The 18281-nt window shown below is 63.7% G+C and carries 17 protein-coding genes; 10 read left to right on the forward strand and 7 right to left on the reverse strand.

The window, feature by feature from the left end:
- Positions 1 to 873 precede the first annotated feature (873 nt).
- From oxlT to AC10V3_RS08310, 4 genes are all read left to right on the forward strand, one after another.
- On the forward strand, positions 874 to 2193 hold the full coding sequence (gene oxlT, locus AC10V3_RS08295; RefSeq protein WP_022534650.1) for an oxalate/formate MFS antiporter: 1320 nt from the start codon (positions 874 to 876) through the stop codon (positions 2191 to 2193).
- A gap of 170 nt (positions 2194 to 2363) precedes the next feature.
- Positions 2364 to 2636 (forward strand): hypothetical protein, encoded by a 273-nt coding sequence (locus AC10V3_RS08300; protein WP_022534651.1) that lies wholly within the window; start codon positions 2364 to 2366, stop codon positions 2634 to 2636.
- Positions 2637 to 2837: 201 nt separating this feature from the next.
- A complete protein-coding gene (locus tag AC10V3_RS08305) occupies positions 2838 to 4166 on the forward strand; it encodes a TrkH family potassium uptake protein (protein ID WP_041681010.1) in 1329 nt (442 codons plus the stop codon).
- The gene (locus AC10V3_RS08310; RefSeq protein ID WP_022534653.1) at positions 4156 to 4854 is read left to right on the forward strand and encodes a potassium channel family protein; all 699 of its coding nucleotides are present in this window, start codon (positions 4156 to 4158) and stop codon (positions 4852 to 4854) included. Before AC10V3_RS08305 ends, AC10V3_RS08310 begins: the two co-directional genes overlap by 11 nt.
- Positions 4855 to 4913: 59 nt before the next feature.
- On the opposite strand, the gene AC10V3_RS08315 is transcribed toward AC10V3_RS08310, so the two are convergent.
- Genes AC10V3_RS08315 through AC10V3_RS08330 form a run of 4 tightly spaced genes read right to left on the reverse strand, consistent with a single transcriptional unit; the run spans position 4914 to position 8429 of the window.
- Positions 4914 to 6227, reverse strand: a complete 1314-nt coding sequence (locus tag AC10V3_RS08315; protein ID WP_490923486.1) for an NAD(P)/FAD-dependent oxidoreductase — start codon at positions 6225 to 6227, stop codon at positions 4914 to 4916.
- Positions 6224 to 6982, reverse strand: coding sequence for an amino acid ABC transporter ATP-binding protein (locus AC10V3_RS08320; RefSeq protein WP_022534655.1), 759 nt, complete (start codon positions 6980 to 6982; stop codon positions 6224 to 6226). The genes AC10V3_RS08315 and AC10V3_RS08320 overlap by 4 nt, the downstream gene beginning before the upstream one ends.
- Positions 6979 to 7650 carry an amino acid ABC transporter permease gene (locus AC10V3_RS08325; RefSeq protein ID WP_022534656.1) on the reverse strand — a complete coding sequence of 224 codons (672 nt, stop codon included), beginning with the start codon at positions 7648 to 7650 and terminating at the stop codon, positions 6979 to 6981. The genes AC10V3_RS08320 and AC10V3_RS08325 overlap by 4 nt, the downstream gene beginning before the upstream one ends.
- A gap of 5 nt (positions 7651 to 7655) precedes the next feature.
- A complete protein-coding gene (locus AC10V3_RS08330; protein ID WP_349604553.1) occupies positions 7656 to 8429 on the reverse strand; it encodes an ABC transporter substrate-binding protein in 774 nt (257 codons plus the stop codon).
- Between the two features lie 177 nt (positions 8430 to 8606).
- Between AC10V3_RS08330 and AC10V3_RS08335 the strand changes: the two genes are divergently transcribed.
- A complete protein-coding gene (locus AC10V3_RS08335) occupies positions 8607 to 9407 on the forward strand; it encodes an IclR family transcriptional regulator (RefSeq protein ID WP_490923488.1) in 801 nt (266 codons plus the stop codon).
- 277 nt (positions 9408 to 9684) lie between these two features.
- Here the strand turns inward: AC10V3_RS08335 and AC10V3_RS08340 are convergent, their stop codons facing one another.
- Both AC10V3_RS08340 and AC10V3_RS08345 read right to left on the reverse strand, forming a co-directional pair.
- Positions 9685 to 10416, reverse strand: a complete 732-nt coding sequence (locus AC10V3_RS08340) for an enoyl-CoA hydratase/isomerase family protein (RefSeq protein WP_490923490.1) — start codon at positions 10414 to 10416, stop codon at positions 9685 to 9687.
- Positions 10413 to 11636: a CaiB/BaiF CoA transferase family protein gene (locus AC10V3_RS08345; protein WP_490923491.1), complete on the reverse strand. Its 1224-nt coding sequence runs from the start codon at positions 11634 to 11636 to the stop codon at positions 10413 to 10415. Before AC10V3_RS08345 ends, AC10V3_RS08340 begins: the two co-directional genes overlap by 4 nt.
- An 82-nt stretch (positions 11637 to 11718) precedes the next feature.
- Between AC10V3_RS08345 and betC the strand changes: the two genes are divergently transcribed.
- The 5 genes from betC (at position 11719) to AC10V3_RS08370 (ending at position 17447) form a co-directional block, all read left to right on the forward strand.
- A complete protein-coding gene (gene betC, locus AC10V3_RS08350) occupies positions 11719 to 13242 on the forward strand; it encodes a choline-sulfatase (RefSeq protein ID WP_490923493.1) in 1524 nt (507 codons plus the stop codon).
- 13 nt (positions 13243 to 13255) lie between these two features.
- A complete protein-coding gene (locus AC10V3_RS08355) occupies positions 13256 to 14755 on the forward strand; it encodes an aldehyde dehydrogenase family protein (RefSeq protein ID WP_490923495.1) in 1500 nt (499 codons plus the stop codon).
- Between the two features lie 24 nt (positions 14756 to 14779).
- Positions 14780 to 15655, forward strand: a complete 876-nt coding sequence (mmsB, locus tag AC10V3_RS08360) for a 3-hydroxyisobutyrate dehydrogenase (protein ID WP_022534664.1) — start codon at positions 14780 to 14782, stop codon at positions 15653 to 15655.
- Positions 15656 to 15693: 38 nt separating this feature from the next.
- Complete coding sequence (locus AC10V3_RS08365) at positions 15694 to 16665, forward strand: Bug family tripartite tricarboxylate transporter substrate binding protein (protein ID WP_022534665.1); 972 nt, start codon at positions 15694 to 15696, stop codon at positions 16663 to 16665.
- A gap of 95 nt (positions 16666 to 16760) precedes the next feature.
- Positions 16761 to 17447, forward strand: a complete 687-nt coding sequence (locus AC10V3_RS08370) for a GntR family transcriptional regulator (protein ID WP_022534666.1) — start codon at positions 16761 to 16763, stop codon at positions 17445 to 17447.
- Positions 17448 to 17476: 29 nt separating this feature from the next.
- Here AC10V3_RS08370 and AC10V3_RS08375 read toward each other — a convergent pair whose 3' ends face one another.
- Complete coding sequence (locus tag AC10V3_RS08375; RefSeq protein ID WP_022534667.1) at positions 17477 to 18274, reverse strand: class II aldolase/adducin family protein; 798 nt, start codon at positions 18272 to 18274, stop codon at positions 17477 to 17479.
- Positions 18275 to 18281: the final 7 nt, after the last annotated feature.

The following is an 18281-nucleotide window of genomic DNA, read 5'->3' on the forward strand; positions in this document are numbered from 1 at the left end:
TCCTGGCCGGCCAGAGACCGACGCCGGCGCCGCAACGGATGCCTTCGTGCGCGGCATTCCGGCAATTACATCATGCCGTGACATAACGAAGCCACGCAGTGAAACGAAGTGTGCCGTAAATGCCTGTCCATTACAAAAACGTAATGAGGGAATCCGCTTTCCCTCATTGCAAAAATGTAATGAATGGGCCGTCTGCCCTCATTACGAAAATGTAATGAGGGAACCCGCACGCTGAGGGCTTGTTTCTATTTATTAACATTGAAAACTCGCCTATAACATGCAGTACATGTTGCGGCCGATGTCCCGCATCATGACTCAGCCCGTGGAGCGACTCCGCGGGCTTTTTTTTGGCCGCAATAATGATGCGATACCCATGTGAGCGCATATTTGCTTCGCTCATGAATCGAGTCGGGGAAAACCCTGCGATTCAGCTCCAGTTGAAGCCACCGCCTTTTCCCGTCGATTCAGCAGGAATGCTCATTTATTAACGAGATATATGCGGGAAGCGGGGGAAAGCCTGGAATTTTCGCCCGCCAACCCATGCTGGTAGCGGCTTTGGCGTGGGGAATGATACGCAGCCAATGTGAATCTCCGGTTCCCATCTGGCGCGGTAATAAATCTGGTGAAAACCCTGCCATTCCTTTCGCTTGAACTTACTTGATATATCACATACTGTGTATCCAATCGCCACTCTTGATTTTTAGAGGCAGGTGAGGGCGGAGACGCCAGTCCGGCGTCGCATTAAAAGGCAACAAATGCCAATGACCAGGAGACATAAAATGCCAGCAGCCATATCCAAGCTGGGGCGCAGCGCGTCCGCATACCCGTCCGCACTCTCGGATCAGCCAAATCAGACGATTCAAGGAGCGCGCCATGAGTAATCCGTCGGCAGCATTTCGCCCCAATCCCCAGGTCCCCGAAGCCGCCCGGTGGACCCAGCTGCTCGTTGGCGTCGTTTGCATGATCGCCACCGCCAATATCCAGTACGCCTGGACCTTATTCGTCCCGGAAATCCAGGATACCTATGGCTGGTCGCGCGCAAGCATCCAGATCGCCTTCACGGTGTTCGTGCTGGTCCAGACCTGGCTCGCGCCGATCGAGGGCTACTTCATCGACAAGTTCGGCCCGCGGCTGATGGTCGCCTTCGGTGCGCTGTTCATTGGCGCAGCGTGGTGCATCAATTCGCAGGCCACCACCCTGATGGGCTTCTATGTCGGCGCGGCAGTCGGCGGTCTCGGCGTGGGCTCGATTTATGCGACCTGCATCAACAACGCGCTCAAGTGGTTCCCGGACCGGCGCGGCCTCGCGGTTGGCCTGACCGCCGGCGGTTACGGCGCGGGCTCCGCGGCGACGATCCTGCCCATCGCGGCCATGATCGAGTCGCAGGGCTTCCAGCACACCTTCCTGTTCTTCGGGCTGCTGCAAGGCTCCCTCGCGTTTATCGCCGCGTGGTTCCTGCGCTCGCCCAAGGCGCATGAGGTGAAGGCGTCGCAGAAGCTGGTCCAGGCCACGCGTGACTACACGCTCAAGGAAGCGATGTGCACCAAGCTGTTCTGGCTGATGCTGGTGATGTTCATCCTGGTGGTCACCGGCGGCATGATGGCCGTTGCCCAGCTCGGTGTCATCGCCAAGGACCTCGGCGTCAAGGAATTCAAGGTCGACCTGCACTTCTTCGTGATGGCCGCCTTGCCGCTGGCGCTGATGCTCGACCGCATCATGAACGGCATCTCGCGTCCGCTGTTCGGCTGGATCTCGGACAATATCGGGCGCGAGAAGACCATGGTCATCGCCTTTACGCTGGAAGGGATCGGCATCATTGCGCTCGGCTACTTTGGCAGCAACCCGTATGCGTTCCTGATCCTGTCAGGGGTGGTGTTCCTGGCCTGGGGCGAAGTCTACTCGCTGTTCTCGGCCCTGGCCGGCGACGCCTTCGGTACCAAGCACATCGGCAAGATCTACGGCGTGCTCTACACCGCCAAGGGTATCGGCGCACTGTTCGTTCCGATCGGCAACCTGATGATGGAGGCGACCGGTACCTGGTCGACGGTCCTCTACACGGTGGCGTGCATGGACCTGACCGCAGCCTTCCTGGCGATCATGGTGCTGCGGCCAGTGCTGGCGAATCACGTCGCAACGTCCAGGAGCCTCTTCTCGAAGGAAAAGGCGGCGGCTAGCACGCAGGTACCTGCCTGACGCGCTTTACGCAAGCCTTCGGAAACAAGCCGGGCGGGCTCCTTCGGGAGCCCTTTTTTGCGTGCGTGCGGGAGTAGTATCGGGACGTACGGCGTACAGTCTGACCGGTTGACGACGTGCGCCGGATTCGAGGAATCCAGGTTCTCCGAAACGACTGTCAGGAGCAGGCTATGGACGACGACCTCAATGCGATGAGCCGGGATCAGCTCGCCGAGGAAGTGCGCAAACTGCGCGCCGGCATACGCCGGCACCGGGATGCTTCCGGCCATGATTTGTGCTGGCATCACCCCGATCTGTGGGCGTTGCTGCCGGACACGAGCAGCCAGGTTCCGGTCGTTCCCGACTGGCCGCAGTTCATGCGCGGCTGCGTGAAGTATCGGGAGTCGCTGGACGCGCAATGCCCGCAGGCACCGCGCAGTCGGCGGGAGTTTGGGGAAGGCTAGCGATGCCGCATCGGCGCGGGGCAAGCCGGCAGAAGCGGCGGGACGTTGAGACGCATGCTCTACATGAGCCTCCGGCACCGCGCCCCTTGAACCTGCCTCGGCCATCGACGGCCTGGCCGGCGGGGAGTGGGGCTTCAGCGGACGCCGAACGGCTCGTCTGGAAACATGGATTTGTGCCAGACTTCGGGACACAATTCCGGCATGAGAGCAGCTCTGCATCCAGCCCGCGCCGTCGCCATGGGGTTCCTGCTGGCCATCGTGGCGGGCAGTGCACTGCTGATGTTGCCATGGGCCCGGATCGGCGATGGGAGCGTGCCGTGGCTGACCGCCTTCTTCACCTCGGTCTCGGCGGTCTGCGTGACCGGCCTGGTAGTCGTGGATACCGGAACGTACTGGTCCGGCTTCGGCCAGGTAGTCATCATGGTGCTGTTCCAGCTTGGCGGCTTTGGCATGATGACCGCGTCCACGCTGCTTGGCCTGATGGTCAATCGTTCGCTGCGATTGCGGACCAAGCTGCTCACCCAGGTCGAGACCCACGCGATCGGTCTGGGCGATGTGGTCGGCGTAGCCAAGCTGGTACTGGTGGTGACGTTCGCTGTCGAACTGGCCCTCACGGCATGGCTGACGTCGAGGCTGCATTTCACCTATGGCATTCCGTGGCGCGAGGCCGCATGGGACGGCGTGTTTCACGCGATCTCCGCCTACAACAATGCCGGCTTCTCGACGCACCCGGACAACCTCATGCGTTATGCGGCCGACCAGTGGATCCTGGCGCCGGTGATGGTGGCGGCCGTCGTCGGTGGCATCGGATTTCCCGTGCTGCACGACTTGCGCAACAAGACCTTTAGTCCACGCCGATGGTCCCTGCATAGCAAGCTCACCCTGGCGACCACGGCGGTGCTGTTCGTGGTGGGCTTTATTGGCCTGCTATTGTTCGAATGGAGCAATGCACTCACCATCGGCGCGATGCCGTCGGGCCAGAAGCTCTGGTCCGCGGCGTTTGCCTCGGTCTCGGCCCGCACCGTCGGCTTCAACTCGTTCGACATCAGCGCACTGACCCATGAAAGCATGGCGCTGCATTACTTCCTGATGTTCGTCGGCGGCGGCAGTGCGAGTACCGCTGGCGGCGTCAAAGTCGGCACGATCGCCATCCTGGCATTGCTGGTGATTGCCGAGATCCGCGGGCGCGGCGACAGCGAGGCGTTCGGGCGGCGGGTCAGCAGTTCGGCGCAGCGACAGGCGATCACGGTATTGGTGCTGGGAAGCGCTTTGACTACGCTAGGGACATTGGCCATCCTGTTCGTCACCGAGTTCCCGACCGATCAAGTCATCTTCGAGGTCATTGCGGCCTTCGGCTCGGCTGGCTTGTCGACCGGCATCACGGCGGACCTGCCGGCTTCCGGCCAGCTTATTCTGGCCGGGCTCATGTATGCCGGCCGGGTCGGCACCATCACGCTCGCGGTTTCCCTGGCAATGGGCGAACATCGCACGCCATACCGCTATCCCGAGGAGCACCCAATTGTTGGCTAGATTATTTACCGAACAGTTCGCCTTCTCCGCAGGCGACAGCATCGTCGTGATCGGGCTTGGGCGTTTTGGCAGTTCCGTGGCGCAATCGCTCATGCGCCTGGGACACGATGTCATGGGCATCGACAGGGATGCCGAACTGGTGCAGCGCTGGTCGAATGTATTGACCTGCGCGGTTCAGGCCGACTCGACCGATGTGAACGTGATGCGCCAGCTCGGCGTGGCCGATTTCTCTCACGCCATTGTCGGCATTGGCACGGATATGTCGTCCAGCCTGATGACCTTGATGACGCTGACCGAACTCGAGATCAAGGATATCTGGGTCAAGGCCTTTACCGCCGAGCATGGGCAGATCGCGCAACGCATCGGTGCGCACCACGTCGTCTTCCCGGAAGCAGACATGGGAGCGCGGGTTGCACACCTGATTACAGGCAAGATGATCGATTTCATCGAATTCGAAGATGGCTTTGCCATCGCCAGGATCCATGCGCCGGCATCCACCCACAACAAGACGCTGTTGGAGTCCAGGGTACGTGAGCATTTCGGCGTCACGGTGGTTGGCATCAAGCGTGCCAACGAAGAATTCGAGCACGCGACAGCCACCACCATGGTCCAGCCGAAAGACCTGTTGGTCGTCTCCGGGCCGACCCGCAAGATCGAGCGCTTCGCGGGCAGTTCAGATAAGGGGTAGCTGCGCTACGGTCTTTCAGCGTGCATGGGGGCGACAAAAGCTCTGGGTGGACAGTGCGATCAGCCAAACTTGTCGAGCAAACTGTACCAGGCGACCCCGGCGGCGATATAGAAGCGCTGCAGGCCATGCAGCGGAATCGGCGCCAGCGGCGAAACCGGGTAGGGGAATGGCGCGCCATTCGCCGTCAGCCTGGCCGCCAGATGCTTGCCGAAGCTCGTGCACAGCGCGATGCCCCGTCCGTTGCACCCCACCGCCATCGTCACGCCGGGGGCCGGTTCGTGGATATGCGGCATGAAGTCGCGGGTGACGGCGATGCGGCCCGCCCAGCGGTACTCATATTCCAGTGGCCCCAACTGCGGGAACAGCAGCGCCAGAGAACGCTCCAGATGCGCAAAATCCTGCGGCTGGCGTGGATCGGCAAAGAAGCCGCGCCCCCCCATCAGCAGCCGCCCGGCGCGGTCCTTGCGGAAGTAAAGCAGCAGGCGTTGCGAGGTCGACGCCGTCTCGCCGCGCGCAAGGATGGCCCGGGCATTCTCGCCTTCGAGCGGGCGCGTGGCCACGATAAAGCTGTTGGCGCTGAGCAGCGTCTGCTGCAGGCCGGGCCAGAGCGGACCGGTATAGCCGTTGGTGGCAATCACCACGCGGTCGGCAGTGACGGTCGCGCCCGTCGCAATGTTCGCCACCCACTTCGCACCTTGCCGCACCAGCGCCGTGACGCCGCTGCCGCCATGGATGGCGGCTCCCGCGTGCTGTGCCGCCCGGACCAGTCCGCGCACGTAGGCCAGCGGCTGGATGGCACCTGCGCGGCCATCGAGCCAACCGCCTGCGAACGCCTGCGTCCCGACGCGCCGCGCCACTTCCGCCTGGTCGAGCATTTCGACAGGCGCGCCACGACGTTGCCACTGACGCGCTCGTGCGTGCATGGCCGGCACGGCCTTGGGCGAATAGGAGAGCTGCAGCCAGCCGCTGCGCACCGGCTGGCAGTCAATGCCGTGGCGGGCGATCAGGTCGAAGACCAGGTCGGCGGAGCGCGAAACGGCGTCGATCAGGGGTTCGGCGCGCGCGCCGCCAAGCATCCGGACCAGCTCGTCCGGATCGTGCTTCAGCGTGGGATTGACTTGCCCGCCGTTGCGCCCCGATGCACCCCAGCCAGGCTCATTGGCTTCGACCACGCACACCTGGGCCCCGGCTTCGGCGAGGTGCAACGCCGTCGACAGGCCGGTGTAGCCGCCGCCGATCACAAGCACATCGACCGTCCTCGAATCCCGCAACGGGGGTGTGGCGGGGGCCGGCGGGGCGGTGGCGGCCCACAGCGACGGCGGCAGCGGGGCGGCGCAGCCTGGCTGCCCCGGCGCGAACTGAGTGAGGGTCATAACGCGAGGTCTCCCGTTGCCTCGGCCGGCTTGTGCAGCACGCGGCGCAGAAAGTCCTGGGTGCGCGGCTGGCGGGGCGCGCCCAGTACCTGCGCGGAGGGGCCTTCTTCGACGATGGTGCCGCTGTGCAGGAAGCAGACGCGGTCGGCGACCTCCCGCGCAAAGCCCATTTCATGCGTGACCACGATCATGGTCATGCCTTCGCGCGCGAGGTCGCGCATGACCTCGAGTACGTCGCCGACCAGTTCAGGGTCGAGGGCCGAGGTCGGCTCATCGAACAACATGGCCTCGGGCTTCATTGCCAGCGCGCGGGCGATCGCCACGCGCTGCTGCTGGCCGCCGGAGAGTTGTGCCGGGTGCGCCTGTGCCTTTGCCGCCAGCCCGACCTTGTCGAGCAGGCTCATCGCATCGGCGCGGGCTTTGTCGCGGCTCTCGCCTCTCACGTAGACCGGGCCTTCCATCACGTTTTCAAGCACAGTGCGATGCGGGAACAGGTTGAAGCGCTGGAACACCATGCCCATGCGGCTGCGCAGCCGATGGATGTCCTTGCTGTCCCGGTCCACGCGCTCCCCGAACGCGCGGATCTCGCCGCCGTCATAGGATTCCAGCCCGTTGATGCAGCGCAGGACGGTGGATTTGCCGGAGCCGGACGGGCCGATCAGGCAGACCACCTCGCCTTTGCTGACATGCAGGCTGACGCCGCGCAGCACGTGGTGATTGCCGAAGTGCTTCTGCAGGTTCTGGATGTCGATCATGCCTTCTTCCTCCCGGCACCGAAGCGCTGCTCCAGGCGGCGCAGGCCATAGACCAGCGGCAGGCTCATCAGCAGGTAGAGCAGGGCCACCAGCGTGTAGACCGTCATGTTCTGGAACGTCGACGACGCGATCAGCTGGCCCGCGCGCGTCATCTCCGCCACGGTGATGGTGGAAACGAGCGACGAGTCCTTGAGCATCATCACCAGCGTATTGCCATAGGGCGGCAGCGCGATGCGGAAGGCCTGCGGCAGGATCACGCGGCGCATGATGAGCGGTCCGCGCATGCCCATCGCCTGGGCCGCCTCGCGTTGGCCGGGATCGACGGCCTCGATGCCCGCGCGGAAGTTCTCGGCCTGGTAGGCGGAGTAGGCAATGCCAAGCCCGATCACACCCGCCTGGAAGGCGGTGAGTTGGATACCCGCCTCCGGCAGCACGAAGTAGATATAGAAAAGCTGGACGATGATCGGCAGGCCGCGGATCACATTGATCGCCGCCGCCGCCCCGTTGGAGAGCACGCTGACGGGAGACAGCTTCATCAGCGCCAGCCCCAGCCCGATGACACTGCTGAGCAGGAACGACAGCACGGTCACCTGTACCGTGACCACCGCGCCCTGAAGCAGGATCGGCAGGAACTCGCGCGCGTGGTTGAGGAACGTTGCGCCGTCCATGGCTGTTACAGCCCCCATTTCTGGACGATCTTCGCCAGCGTGCCGTCGGCCTTGATCTGCGCGATGGCCTTGTTGACCTTTGCCAGCGTTTCGGCGTCACCCTTGCGAACCACCAGGCAGACGTCGCCCACATTCACCGGCTTGTAGCTCGTGACGAGCTTGACGCCCGGAAACGCGTGCTGGCGCAACTGGTAGGCGATCAGCGGCTGGTCGCCCAGGCCTGCCTTGATGCGGCCAAGCGACAGGTCGCGCGTCATGTCCGCGATCGAGTCGTAGCTGCGCACTTCCTTGAAGATGCCCTTCTTGTTGAGCATGTCGAGGAACACCGTGCCGACCTGCGCGCCGACGGTCTCGCCCTTGAGCTCATCCAGCGTGGTGTAGGCCTTGTTGTCCTCGCTCTTGACGATCAGCCCCTCGCCGTAGGAGTAGACCGGCTCGCTGAAATCCACCACTTGCTGCCGCGCGGGCGTCTTGAGCATCGCCGCCGAGATGATGTCGATCTTGCTGGAGGTCAGCGAAGGAATCAGTGCCGCGAACGCGGTTTGCTGCACATTGACGTTGAAGCCGCCAGCCTTGCCCACGGCGGTTACCGTGTCGACCATCATGCCCTGGATGCTGTTGGTCTTCACATCGAGGAATGTAAACGGCACGCCTGTGGCCGTCGCGCCCACGTTGTAGGTTGGTGCACCTCCCTGGGCCCAGGCGAACGAAGCGGTCGAAAGGGTGCCGGCCACGCACAGAACCAGTGCGGCGCGGCGGGAAATGGTGGCGATAGACATGGGAACACTCCTAGCTTGGGGGTCAGGGGGCGCGCCAAGGTGCGCGTTTCGCGGTTTACGCAACCTGCATGCCAATATTCGATCTGCATCGATCAATAAGTAATAGATAAAAACCACTAGTTGCTTCATATGAATCGATATGCGATTCTTATGACGCCAACCCTGAGGTCTACAGTGATGCAAGACTCACATCCCCCGGTCGAAGAAGCGGCCAGCCTGCTGTTCAACCAGTCGCTGGAAAAAGGGCTGGCCGTGCTGGCCGCCTTCAGCGCCGTGCGGCGCACCATGAGCATCGGCGAGGTTGCCGAGGCGGCTGGCATCAACAAGAGTTCCGCACAGCGCATGGTTTTCACCCTGGAGCACCTGGGCTACCTGCGCAAACATCCCAAGACACGGCGCTACCAGTTGACGCCGCGGGTGATGAGGATCGGATTCAATTACCTGGCCGCCGATCCGCTGATCGACGTGGCCAATCCATTCCTGTCGGAACTGACCAAGCTGACGACGGAAACCACCTGCCTGACGGAGCCAGACCAGGCGGACATGGTGTACGTCGCACGCTTTGTCAGCGCCCAGTTCGTGCCGGTGCACATGCCGATTGGCAGCCGCATCCCCATGTATTGCACCGGCTCCGGCCGCGCCTACCTGAGCGCTTTGCCGGAAGGCGAGGCGCTGACGCTGATCGAGCGCTCGGAACGCGTCGCGCACACGCCGTATACACGCACGGATATCGCGGAAATCGTGGCGACGCTGCGTGAAGCGCGCCAGCGGGGCTATGCGGTAAATAGCGAGGAACTGTTTCTCGGAGACATGACGATTGCCGCGCCGGTGATCGGCGGCAACGGACGGCCGGTGGGTGCCATCCATGTGGTGGCGCCCACCGGCCGCTGGTCGTTGGAAGAGGCGCAGGTCAGGCTGGCGCCGCCGTTGCTGCAATGTGCGCGTGCCATCAGCAGTTCCGTGCGTGCGCTGGGCTGAGCCTGGTGCGGGTGGGCGCAGGGGGGTGCTGTCAGCGTCTCGATGAGGAAGGGATTGAGCAGGGATAGTCCGTATAGCCGCGCGTGTCGCCGCCATAGAAGGTCTTCGGCAGCGAACTCCTCGTGGACGGCGGTATGTGCTCCGTGTGAGTTTCGAAGATATCCCGGGCGACAGGACGGGGGCGTCTTGTCGCCACCGGGGTAACCCCAGGCACCTGCTGCGGGACCAATTGAAACACCCATCATGCGACAACTGGCAGCGCATGCTGCGTGGCCGTCTACCTGGCCGCGAGCTCGGCAAGGCGTCGCGCAGTCTCTTCTGAGCGCAGGGAGGCTTCATAGGCCGACCTGCCGATGGTTTCGTTCCATTCACCGCCGGCAATCGCATCGATGTGCCGCTTCATGGAACGAACAGCGGCCGGGTCGCAACGCCCAATGCATTCGGCATACATGTCGATGGCAGCGGGGAGGTCCTCGCGGCGGACAAGGTCAGTGAGAAAGCCGACCCGGAGCAATTCCTCGCTTTCGAGCGTCATGGACGTCAGGAAGATCTTCTTGGCTGCCGGAGAGCCCAGGCGCGAGACGAAGCGCCGCAGACCCCCTGGGTAGTAGTGCAGCCCAAACTTCGCGGCGGGCATGAACAGCTTGCAACCGTGAACGCCGATCCGGAAATCGCAGGCCAACGCGAGGTCGGTGCCACCACCGTAGACGCTGCCGTTCATCGCGCATAAAGTCGGGAGCTCGAGGGCTTCCAGGGCGTCGATCATGTCTTCGAGCGAGCGGTCCAGGCGGGTGCCGATCTGGCTCAGGGTATAGCCCGAACAGAAGGTCTTCTCGCCTTCGCCCGTCAGCACGAGCAGCCGCAAGGTCGGGTCGCGCCTCACTTGTTCCACGAGCCGCAGCAGGACCCCGATATCGTCGGGGTCAAGCCGATTGTGCTCGGAAGGGCGCCGAAGTGTGATCGTCGCCGTCCCGCCGGCGATTTCAAGGTTAGGGTTTGCGGATTTCATGGCTTGGGGTCGTGGCCGTGTTGCAGGATGATGCCTTCGCGCGCCAGTGCTTCCAGGTCGGACGTGGGGAATCCATGTTCCCGAAGGACGTCAAACGTGTGCTCGCCGAGCATGGGCGGCGCGCGGCGAATGGATTCCCCATGGCGGCCGTCGAAGGCGATCGGGCTGCCGACTTGCCGGATGCAACCCAGCTCTGCGTGCTGGACTTGCTCCACAAGCCGGGAGTGAATGACCTGCTCGTCAGCGAAGACGTCCGCGACGTTGTAGATCGGGCCAGCTGGAATATCTGCCGCCAGCAGCCGTTGCGTCCACTCCTTGCGGCTGTGCGCATTCAGCCTGGCCTCGATCACCTCCTTGAGCTCGGCGCGCCGCTCGATCCGCGCTGCATTCGTCGCGTAGCGCGGATCATCGATCAGCTCTTGCAATCCAAGCACCTCGCAGAGGCGCTTCCACATCTCGGCTGTCGCCGGTGCGATGTTCAATGGCCCATCCGCGGTCTGGAATACCCCATACGGCGCAATCACAGGGTGCGTATTCCCGGCAAGACCGGGAATCTCCCCCAGGCTCAGGTAACGCTGGGCCTGTACGCTCATGAGTCCGACGAGTCCCGCCAACAGTGAGGTTTCCACCCGCCGACCGCGCCCGGTTGCATGGCGCTGCACTACGGCAGCCAGGATGCCGATGGCACACCACATCCCGGCAGTCTGGTCGCCGATTGCCACACCCACCCTGACCGGTCCCGATTCCGGCATGCCCGTCACGCTCATGAGTCCGGAGTACCCCTGGGCAATCTGGTCGAACCCGGGACGTTGACTCGCTGGTCCCGTACGGCCGAAACCGGTGACGCTCGCATAGATGAGCCGAGGGTTCGCTTCGGCAAGCGCCTCGTACCCAAGACCCATGGATTCCATGGCGCCGGCGCGAAAGTTCTCCACGATCACGTCGTACTGGCCGGCGAGATCGCGCAGCAGGTCAAGCGCGCGAGGATCGCGGAAGTTGACGGCGATCCCGCGCTTGTTGCGGTTGCCGCTCAGGTAGTAAGCGCTGGTGCCGCGGTCGAAAGGCCCCCAGTGGCGGATCATGTCCCCGCCCGCGGGCTCGACCTTGATCACGTCGGCGCCCAGGTCGCCCAGGACCATCGTGCAGAAGGGGCCCGCAAGCGCCCTGGTGAGGTCCAGGACACGTATCCCCGAAAGTGGCAAGGATGTTGGGTCGGTCACGCGTTCTCCTCTTGTCAGATCGTATTTCCTACTCTATGTTGTATACAACGGAAATGCAACCGTTGTGCAAAAAAGGAGACTCATGCGCAAGCCCAACATTCTTTTCATCATGGCCGACCAACTCTCGGCACCGGTTTTGCCCTTCCACGGCAACACCGTCGTGAAGGCGCCTCACCTCCAGGCGCTCGCCGAACGGTCCGCAGTCTTTGACAACGCCTACTGCAACTTTCCCTTGTGCGCACCTGCCAGGTTCTCGCTGCTTGCAGGCCAGTTCGCCACGCGCATCGGCGCGTTCGACAACGCGTGCGAGTTCCAGGCTGCCACGCCCACGCTGCCTTATTACCTTGCGCAGCAGGGCTACAAGACCATCCTCGGCGGGAAGATGCACTTCGTCGGCCCTGACCAGAAGCACGGCTTCGAGGAGCGCCTTACCACCGACATCTACCCGGCGGACTTCGGCTGGGCAGCGGACTGGGCGGAGGGCGAGTTCAGCTTCTACTCACCTGGGCACAACCTGAGTACCGTGGATGAAAGCGGCTCTTGCTTCCGCAGCCTGCAACTCGATTACGACGAGGAGGTCGAGGCGAAGGCGATCCAGCGTCTGTACGACCTCGCGAGGGAAGACGAGCAGCCGTTCTTCATGTGCGTTTCCTATACGCACCCCCATCCGCCGTATCACATCCTGCCCGAGTACCTGGATCGTTACTCGCCTGAGGAGATCAACCTGCCTGTCGTCGGCGACATGCCGATGCAGGAGCGCGACAAGCTCAGCCAGTGGGTGCAGTATTCCCACGGGCTGGACAAGCAAGGGGCGACCGACGAACAGGTGCGGCGTGCGCGCCACGCCTACTATGCGATGGTGAGCTACGTCGACGACAAAGTGGGCCGTCTTCTGGAGACGCTCAAGCGCGCGGGCTTCGCGGACAACACCATCGTCGTGTTCACTTCCGATCATGGCGACATGCTGGGCGAGCGCGGCATGTGGTTCAAGCGGGTGTTCTTCGACTGGTCGGCCAAGGTTCCGCTGCTCGTCTACGACCCGCGCAAGCGCGAACCCCGGCGAATCGCGGAGCCGGTTTCCCACGTGGACCTGCTCCCCACATTGCTGGATCTTGCGATGGATGGCCAAACGCCGGCCTGGGTCGAGCCGATCGACGGACGCAGCCTCGTGCCGCTGGTCGCAACGGACGATGACGACGGCGAGGCGGAAGCGTTCGTCGAGTACACCGCCGAGGGCGTCACGGGTCCATGCTGCATGCTGCGCCGTGGCCGATACAAGTACGTGTACACCCATGGCCATCCAGACCTGCTTTTCGACATGGAGGCCGACCCGAACGAGCTGGTGAACATCGCGCAAGAGCAGCCGCAGGTGCTTGCCGAGTTCAAGGCACGCGTGCTCTCCCGATGGGATCCCGCTGCAATCACGCAGCAGGTGCTTGCCAGCCAGGCACGCCGCAAATTTATCAACTCGCTGCCCGAGGGCATTCAGCCCGCCTGGGACTACCAGGCGGCCACGGACGACACACGCCGGTTTGTGCGCCGGGGCAGCGCTCGCGTGATAAAGGTAAAGAAGCGCTGGCCGGCAGTGGCGCCCGTCGCCAAGTGAAAGGAGGCCGATAATGACGCACAACAAGCTCACGGCGGACATCGATCCGCACCGTCTGGCTCGCGCGATAAGCGGCTACAACCTGATCGGCGGCGGCCTGGTGGGGGCGCGCTCGGGAAACACTTTCCCGGTAGCCAACCCTGCAACCGGACGCGAGATCGGGCACGCGGCTGAAAGCGACGCAAGCGACGTCGACCGCGCAGTGCGTGCGGCGGCCCAGGCGCAGCCCGCGTGGGCCGCGATGCCGGCTCGCAAGCGTGGCGCGCTGCTGGCCGACTGCGCGCGCCTGATTGGCGAGCACGTGGAGGAACTGGGCCGGCTGGTGGCGCTCGAAACCGGCAAGGCCCTGCGCACCGAGAGCCGGGTCGAAGCCTCCGTCGTTGCCGACGCTTTGCAGTTCTACGGCGGCCTGGCTTCGGAACTCAAGGGCGAAACCGTGCCGTTCAGCCCGGACATGCTGACACTCACGCAGCGCGAACCGATCGGGGTGGTGGGCGTCATCATTCCCTGGAATGCCCCCATGATGCTGATGGCGCTGAAGATCGCCCCGGCGCTGGTGGCCGGCAACACGGTCGTCGTGAAATCGGCCGAAGAGGCGCCGCTGGCGGTCCTGAGGCTCTGCCAGATCATGAACCAGGCGCTGCCCGCCGGGGTGCTGAACATCGTCTCGGGCTTCGGCCCCGAATGCGGGGCGCCCCTCGTCGCGCACCCCGCGGTCGGCAAGGTGACGTTCACCGGCTCCGTCGAAACCGGAAGAATCGTGGCGCGCACGGCCGGAGAGAAGCTCATCCCCGTCACGCTGGAACTCGGCGGTAAGAGCCCGATGATCGTGATGGACGACGCCGACATCGCGAAGGCCGTCGCCGGCGCGGTGAGCGGCATGCGCTTCACCCGCCAGGGACAGAGCTGCACGGCCGCCAGCCGCATTTTCGTGCACGAGAAGGTGCACGAAGAATTCGTCGCCTTGCTCAAGGAGCGAGTTGACGCGCTGAAGATGGGTGACCCGCTGGATGAAGCGACGGACATCGGCACGGTCATCTCGCGCACCCAGCTCGACAAGATTCTCGGCTACATCAAAAGCGGTCGGGCCGAGCCTCATTCCCGGGCGCTCGAATGCTCCCAGTTGCCTGCGGATGAGTCGCTTCGGGAAGGCCTGTTCGTCAGGCCGGTCATCTTTACCGGCCTGGACAACACATCCCGGCTGGCGCGCGAAGAAATCTTCGGACCCGTGACGTGCGTGATCCGCTTCTCAAGTTACGAAGAAGCCGTGGCACAGGCCAACGACAGCGACTACGGACTGGCTGCAACCATCTGGACGCAGAACCTGAAGACCGCGCTGGATGCCACCCGACGCCTGCAGGCAGGCTTCGTGCAGGTGAACCAGAACATCGTGGTCCAGCCTGGATTGTCCTACGGGGGCGTGAAGCAATCCGGCCTTGGCCGCGAGGCGTCGTTGGAGGCAATGCTGGACCACTTCACGCACAAGAAGACCGTGATCTTCAACATGAACTAAGACGCTCGTTACGAGGAGACAAGAATGGCTGCGATCGGTTTCATCGGGTTGGGCAATATGGGATTTCCTATGGCGTGCCGACTGAAGGAGGCAGGGCATGAGGTTCGCTGCTTCGATCTCAACGCGAGCTCGATGGAGCGCGCATTGCATGCGGGCCTCGGGCCGCGGGCTTCGGTTGAGGAAACGGTATCCGGGGCGGAGGTTGTCATCACCATGCTGCCCAGCGGTCGGCATGTGCTGGACGTGCTCACGGCAGACACGCTGCCGCTCGCGCCTGGAGCGCTTGTGATCGATTGCTCGACGATCGATGTCGCGTCCTGCGCTGTCTTCCACGAAACGCTGCGCAAGAAGGGGTTGGTCACGCTTGACGCTCCCGTTTCCGGCGGCGTAAGCGGCGCGGCGGCGGGGTCGCTCACGTTCATGGTCGGAGGCACTGAATCAGCCTTCGCGCGTGCCCTCGAACTGCTGCGCGCGATGGGCAAGAACATCTTCCATGCAGGCGCGGCGGGCGCCGGCCAGGCGGCAAAGATCTGCAACAACATGCTGGCAGGCATTTCCATGGTGGCCGTCTCCGAGGCCCTGCATCTGGCCAAGCGACTGGGGCTGGATCCACGGAGGTTCTACGAGATTGCGTCGACGTCTTCCGGCCAATGCTGGGCGCTCACGAGCTATGCGCCTGAGCCCGGCCTGGTGGCGTCCGCGCCGGCCAATCGTGGGTACGAAGGCGGCTTCGCTTCCGAGCTGATGTTGAAGGACTTGCGGCTGGCGGAGCAGGCTGCGGTTGCGAGCCAGTCGCCGGCCTTGCTGGGCGCGGCGGCCGCCTCCGTCTACGCGATGCATTGCGCCGCCGGGCGTGGCCGGCTCGACTTTTCCTCCATCATCAAGATGCTCGGCGCATAAGCTGCCCGCAGCAAAATCAAGCAGCAAGGAGACCAACCATGGCAATCGTCCGACGCGTATTCCAGGTGGCTGTTGTCGCTGTTCTGTTCGTCAGCGGCGCAGCCTTCGCGCAGAAGGAAACGGGTAAATTGATTGTGGGTTACCCCTCGGGCCAGTCTGTCGACGTGGTCGCCCGGATCCTGGCCAACCGCCTCGGTCCGGCGATCGGGCGGTTGCTGATCGTGGAGAACATGCCGGGGCAGTCCGGCAGCCTGGCGCTGGCAGCGGTTGCGCGCATGCCCGCAGACGGCAGCGTGATGACGCTGTCGGCCTCGGCGGCCCTGGCTGGCAATCCTTCCCTGTATCGGAACCTGCGTTACGACACGGCTCGAGATTTCGAGCCGATCGGCCTGGTCTACGATGCGCCGCTGCTGCTGATGGTTAATAGCGCGCTTCCCATTCACTCGCTGAAGGAGCTGATTGCCTACGCGAAGGCGAACGCGGGAAAGGTCAACTATTCGTCCCCCGGCAACGGTTCGGTGTCCCATCTTGCGATGTCGGAGCTCCTGCGGCGAACCGGCATGGAAATGACGCATGTCCCCTATGCCGGTTCCGCCAAGTCGCTGACCGACCTTGCGGCAGGTGAGGTGCAGGTAGCCTTCGATGCCTTTGCGGGCGCGCAGCCCTACCTCGCCAGCGGCAAGGTGCGTGCCATTGCGGTGAGTTCCCGGGAGCGCCTGACCGCACTGCCGTCCGTACCGACAGTCGCCGAGAGCGGCCTGGGCATGGAAGACTTCGACGTGGTCCCGTGGGTGGGTCTGCTCGCGCCCGCCGGCACCCCGAAACCTGTCGTGGACAGGGTGAGCGCCGAGCTCGCCAGGATCGTCCAGTCTCCCGAACTGTCCCAACGGATCGCCGCCTTGGGCGGCCGCCCGCGCAGCAGCACTGCGGCGGAATTCAGGACCTTCCTGCGCGGCGAAATGGGACGGTGGGCGGACGTCGTCAAGGCGTCCGGCGCTCGCCTGGAGTGATGGCCCTTCACCTCCTCGTGCTGCGGGTCCCGGTCATGGCTGGCCGGTACCTGCCTGTCCGTTGAAGCGCGTCACATCTTCTGTATACTGTCTGAATGAGCACAGCAAAATCGAGCGCATTGCGAAAACGGGATCCACAGCCGCTGTCCGTGGAGCAGGTCAGCGAGCGGATTCGCTCCGCCATCCTGCGCGGAGACTTGCGGCCAGGCGCAAAACTGACAGAGCAGGATCTTGCGGCGGAATTCGAAGTGAGCCGCACGCCCATCCGGGAGGCTATCCGCCAACTCGAGACCGAGCGGCTCGTCACCCGGACGCCGTTCGTCGGTGTCACGGTGAGGCAGCTGACGCCAGAAGATGTGCTTGAGCTGCTGGACATCCGCGAGGTGCTCGAGGGTCTGGTGGCACGTCTGGCGACGCGGCATATGGATGCCGCGCACCTGCAGAAGCTGAATAAGTTGTTCCAGCAACTGACTGCCTGCGCAAAGAAGGGGGATGTCCCCGGCTATCTTGACCACGCGCTGGCGTTTCGCCGTGTGCTCGTCGAATGCTGCCGCAGCGACACGCTGGCTGAGTACGTCCTCGACATCGAGAACCAGTTGCGCCTGATGGGCAATCGAACCGCCATGCTGCCGGGCCGCATGGAAGCCGCGATCGAGGAACACGAGAAGTTGCTGGATGCCATCGCTCGCGGCGATGGCGCTGCGGCGGAGCAGTTGAACCGGGAGCGCATCCAGCATATCCGCGACGCGGTTGCGAAGTCGATTACCTTCTCGATCTTCTAGACCGCAGCTGCAGCCGCCAAGGCAGACTCTCAAGTGCGGTACGAGGTACCGCGCTCCCGCTCGAGCTTGCGCAAGAGGCCAGGCCATTCGACCTTGCCAACCTCCAGGAAGCCGCCAGGACCGAGCATCTTGCGCCCCTGAGCGCGGGTATGCTGGATGGTGGCCTCGGACAATGCCTGAAGGGGCACGCCAGCGGCCTGGCCATCAATCTGGTACTGACATGCCGTCTCCAGGCGCAGCATCCAGCAGAACGCCTCACCCACACTGCGGCCAACCGTGAGCGCACCGTGGTTGCGCAGGATCAGAACGCGGCCTTCCGGGCCGAGGTCGCGCACCAGTCGCTGCCGTTCGTCCTCATCGAGCGCCGCGCCCTCGTAGTCGTGGTAGCCGAGAAAGTCCAGCATGACGCAGGCCTTCTGGCTGAGAGGCCGCAGCCCCATGGCCTGCATCGCGACAGCGTTGTTGGCGCGCGTGTGGCTGTGCATGACGCATAGCAGATCAGACTGCGACATGTGAATGGCGCTGTGGATGATGAAGCCGGCGGGGTTGAGCAGCGACGGATCGCCCTCCACGACGCGGCCGGCCAGGTCCACCTTGAGCAGAGCCGAAGCCGTCATCTCGTCGAAAAGCGTGCCCAGCGGGTTGACCAGGAAATGGTGTTCGGGCCCGGGCAGCAGGACCGAGATGTGCGTCGACGCGAGGTCGGACATTCCATAGAGGTCGGTGAGCTGATAGCACGCTGCGAGGTCGCAGCGCAGCCGCCACTCGGCCGGATCCATGCCGTCGGGCATCGCGGGGAAAGCTAGCTGGGCGGTATCGCTTCTCATGTCTTTG

It is taken from the genome of Cupriavidus sp. PB-02, from assembly GCF_058252315.1.

Bases quoted from the DNA above. Each gene is read 5' to 3' on its own strand.
- AC10V3_RS08340 (WP_490923490.1), bottom strand. From the start codon at position 10,416: ATGAAATCCGCAAACCCTAACCTTGAAATCGCCGGCGGGACGGCGACG.
- AC10V3_RS08325 (WP_022534656.1), bottom strand. From the start codon at position 7,650: ATGGACGGCGCAACGTTCCTCAACCACGCGCGCGAGTTCCTGCCGATC.
- AC10V3_RS08305 (WP_041681010.1), top strand. From the start codon at position 2,838: ATGAGAGCAGCTCTGCATCCAGCCCGCGCCGTCGCCATGGGGTTCCTG.
- AC10V3_RS08330 (WP_349604553.1), bottom strand. From the start codon at position 8,429: ATGTCTATCGCCACCATTTCCCGCCGCGCCGCACTGGTTCTGTGCGTG.
- AC10V3_RS08370 (WP_022534666.1), top strand. From the start codon at position 16,761: ATGAGCACAGCAAAATCGAGCGCATTGCGAAAACGGGATCCACAGCCG.
- AC10V3_RS08300 (WP_022534651.1), top strand. From the start codon at position 2,364: ATGGACGACGACCTCAATGCGATGAGCCGGGATCAGCTCGCCGAGGAA.
- betC (WP_490923493.1), top strand. From the start codon at position 11,719: ATGCGCAAGCCCAACATTCTTTTCATCATGGCCGACCAACTCTCGGCA.
- AC10V3_RS08320 (WP_022534655.1), bottom strand. From the start codon at position 6,982: ATGATCGACATCCAGAACCTGCAGAAGCACTTCGGCAATCACCACGTG.
- AC10V3_RS08365 (WP_022534665.1), top strand. From the start codon at position 15,694: ATGGCAATCGTCCGACGCGTATTCCAGGTGGCTGTTGTCGCTGTTCTG.
- oxlT (WP_022534650.1), top strand. From the start codon at position 874: ATGAGTAATCCGTCGGCAGCATTTCGCCCCAATCCCCAGGTCCCCGAA.
- AC10V3_RS08315 (WP_490923486.1), bottom strand. From the start codon at position 6,227: ATGACCCTCACTCAGTTCGCGCCGGGGCAGCCAGGCTGCGCCGCCCCG.
- AC10V3_RS08375 (WP_022534667.1), bottom strand. From the start codon at position 18,274: ATGAGAAGCGATACCGCCCAGCTAGCTTTCCCCGCGATGCCCGACGGC.
- AC10V3_RS08335 (WP_490923488.1), top strand. From the start codon at position 8,607: ATGCAAGACTCACATCCCCCGGTCGAAGAAGCGGCCAGCCTGCTGTTC.
- AC10V3_RS08355 (WP_490923495.1), top strand. From the start codon at position 13,256: ATGACGCACAACAAGCTCACGGCGGACATCGATCCGCACCGTCTGGCT.
- mmsB (WP_022534664.1), top strand. From the start codon at position 14,780: ATGGCTGCGATCGGTTTCATCGGGTTGGGCAATATGGGATTTCCTATG.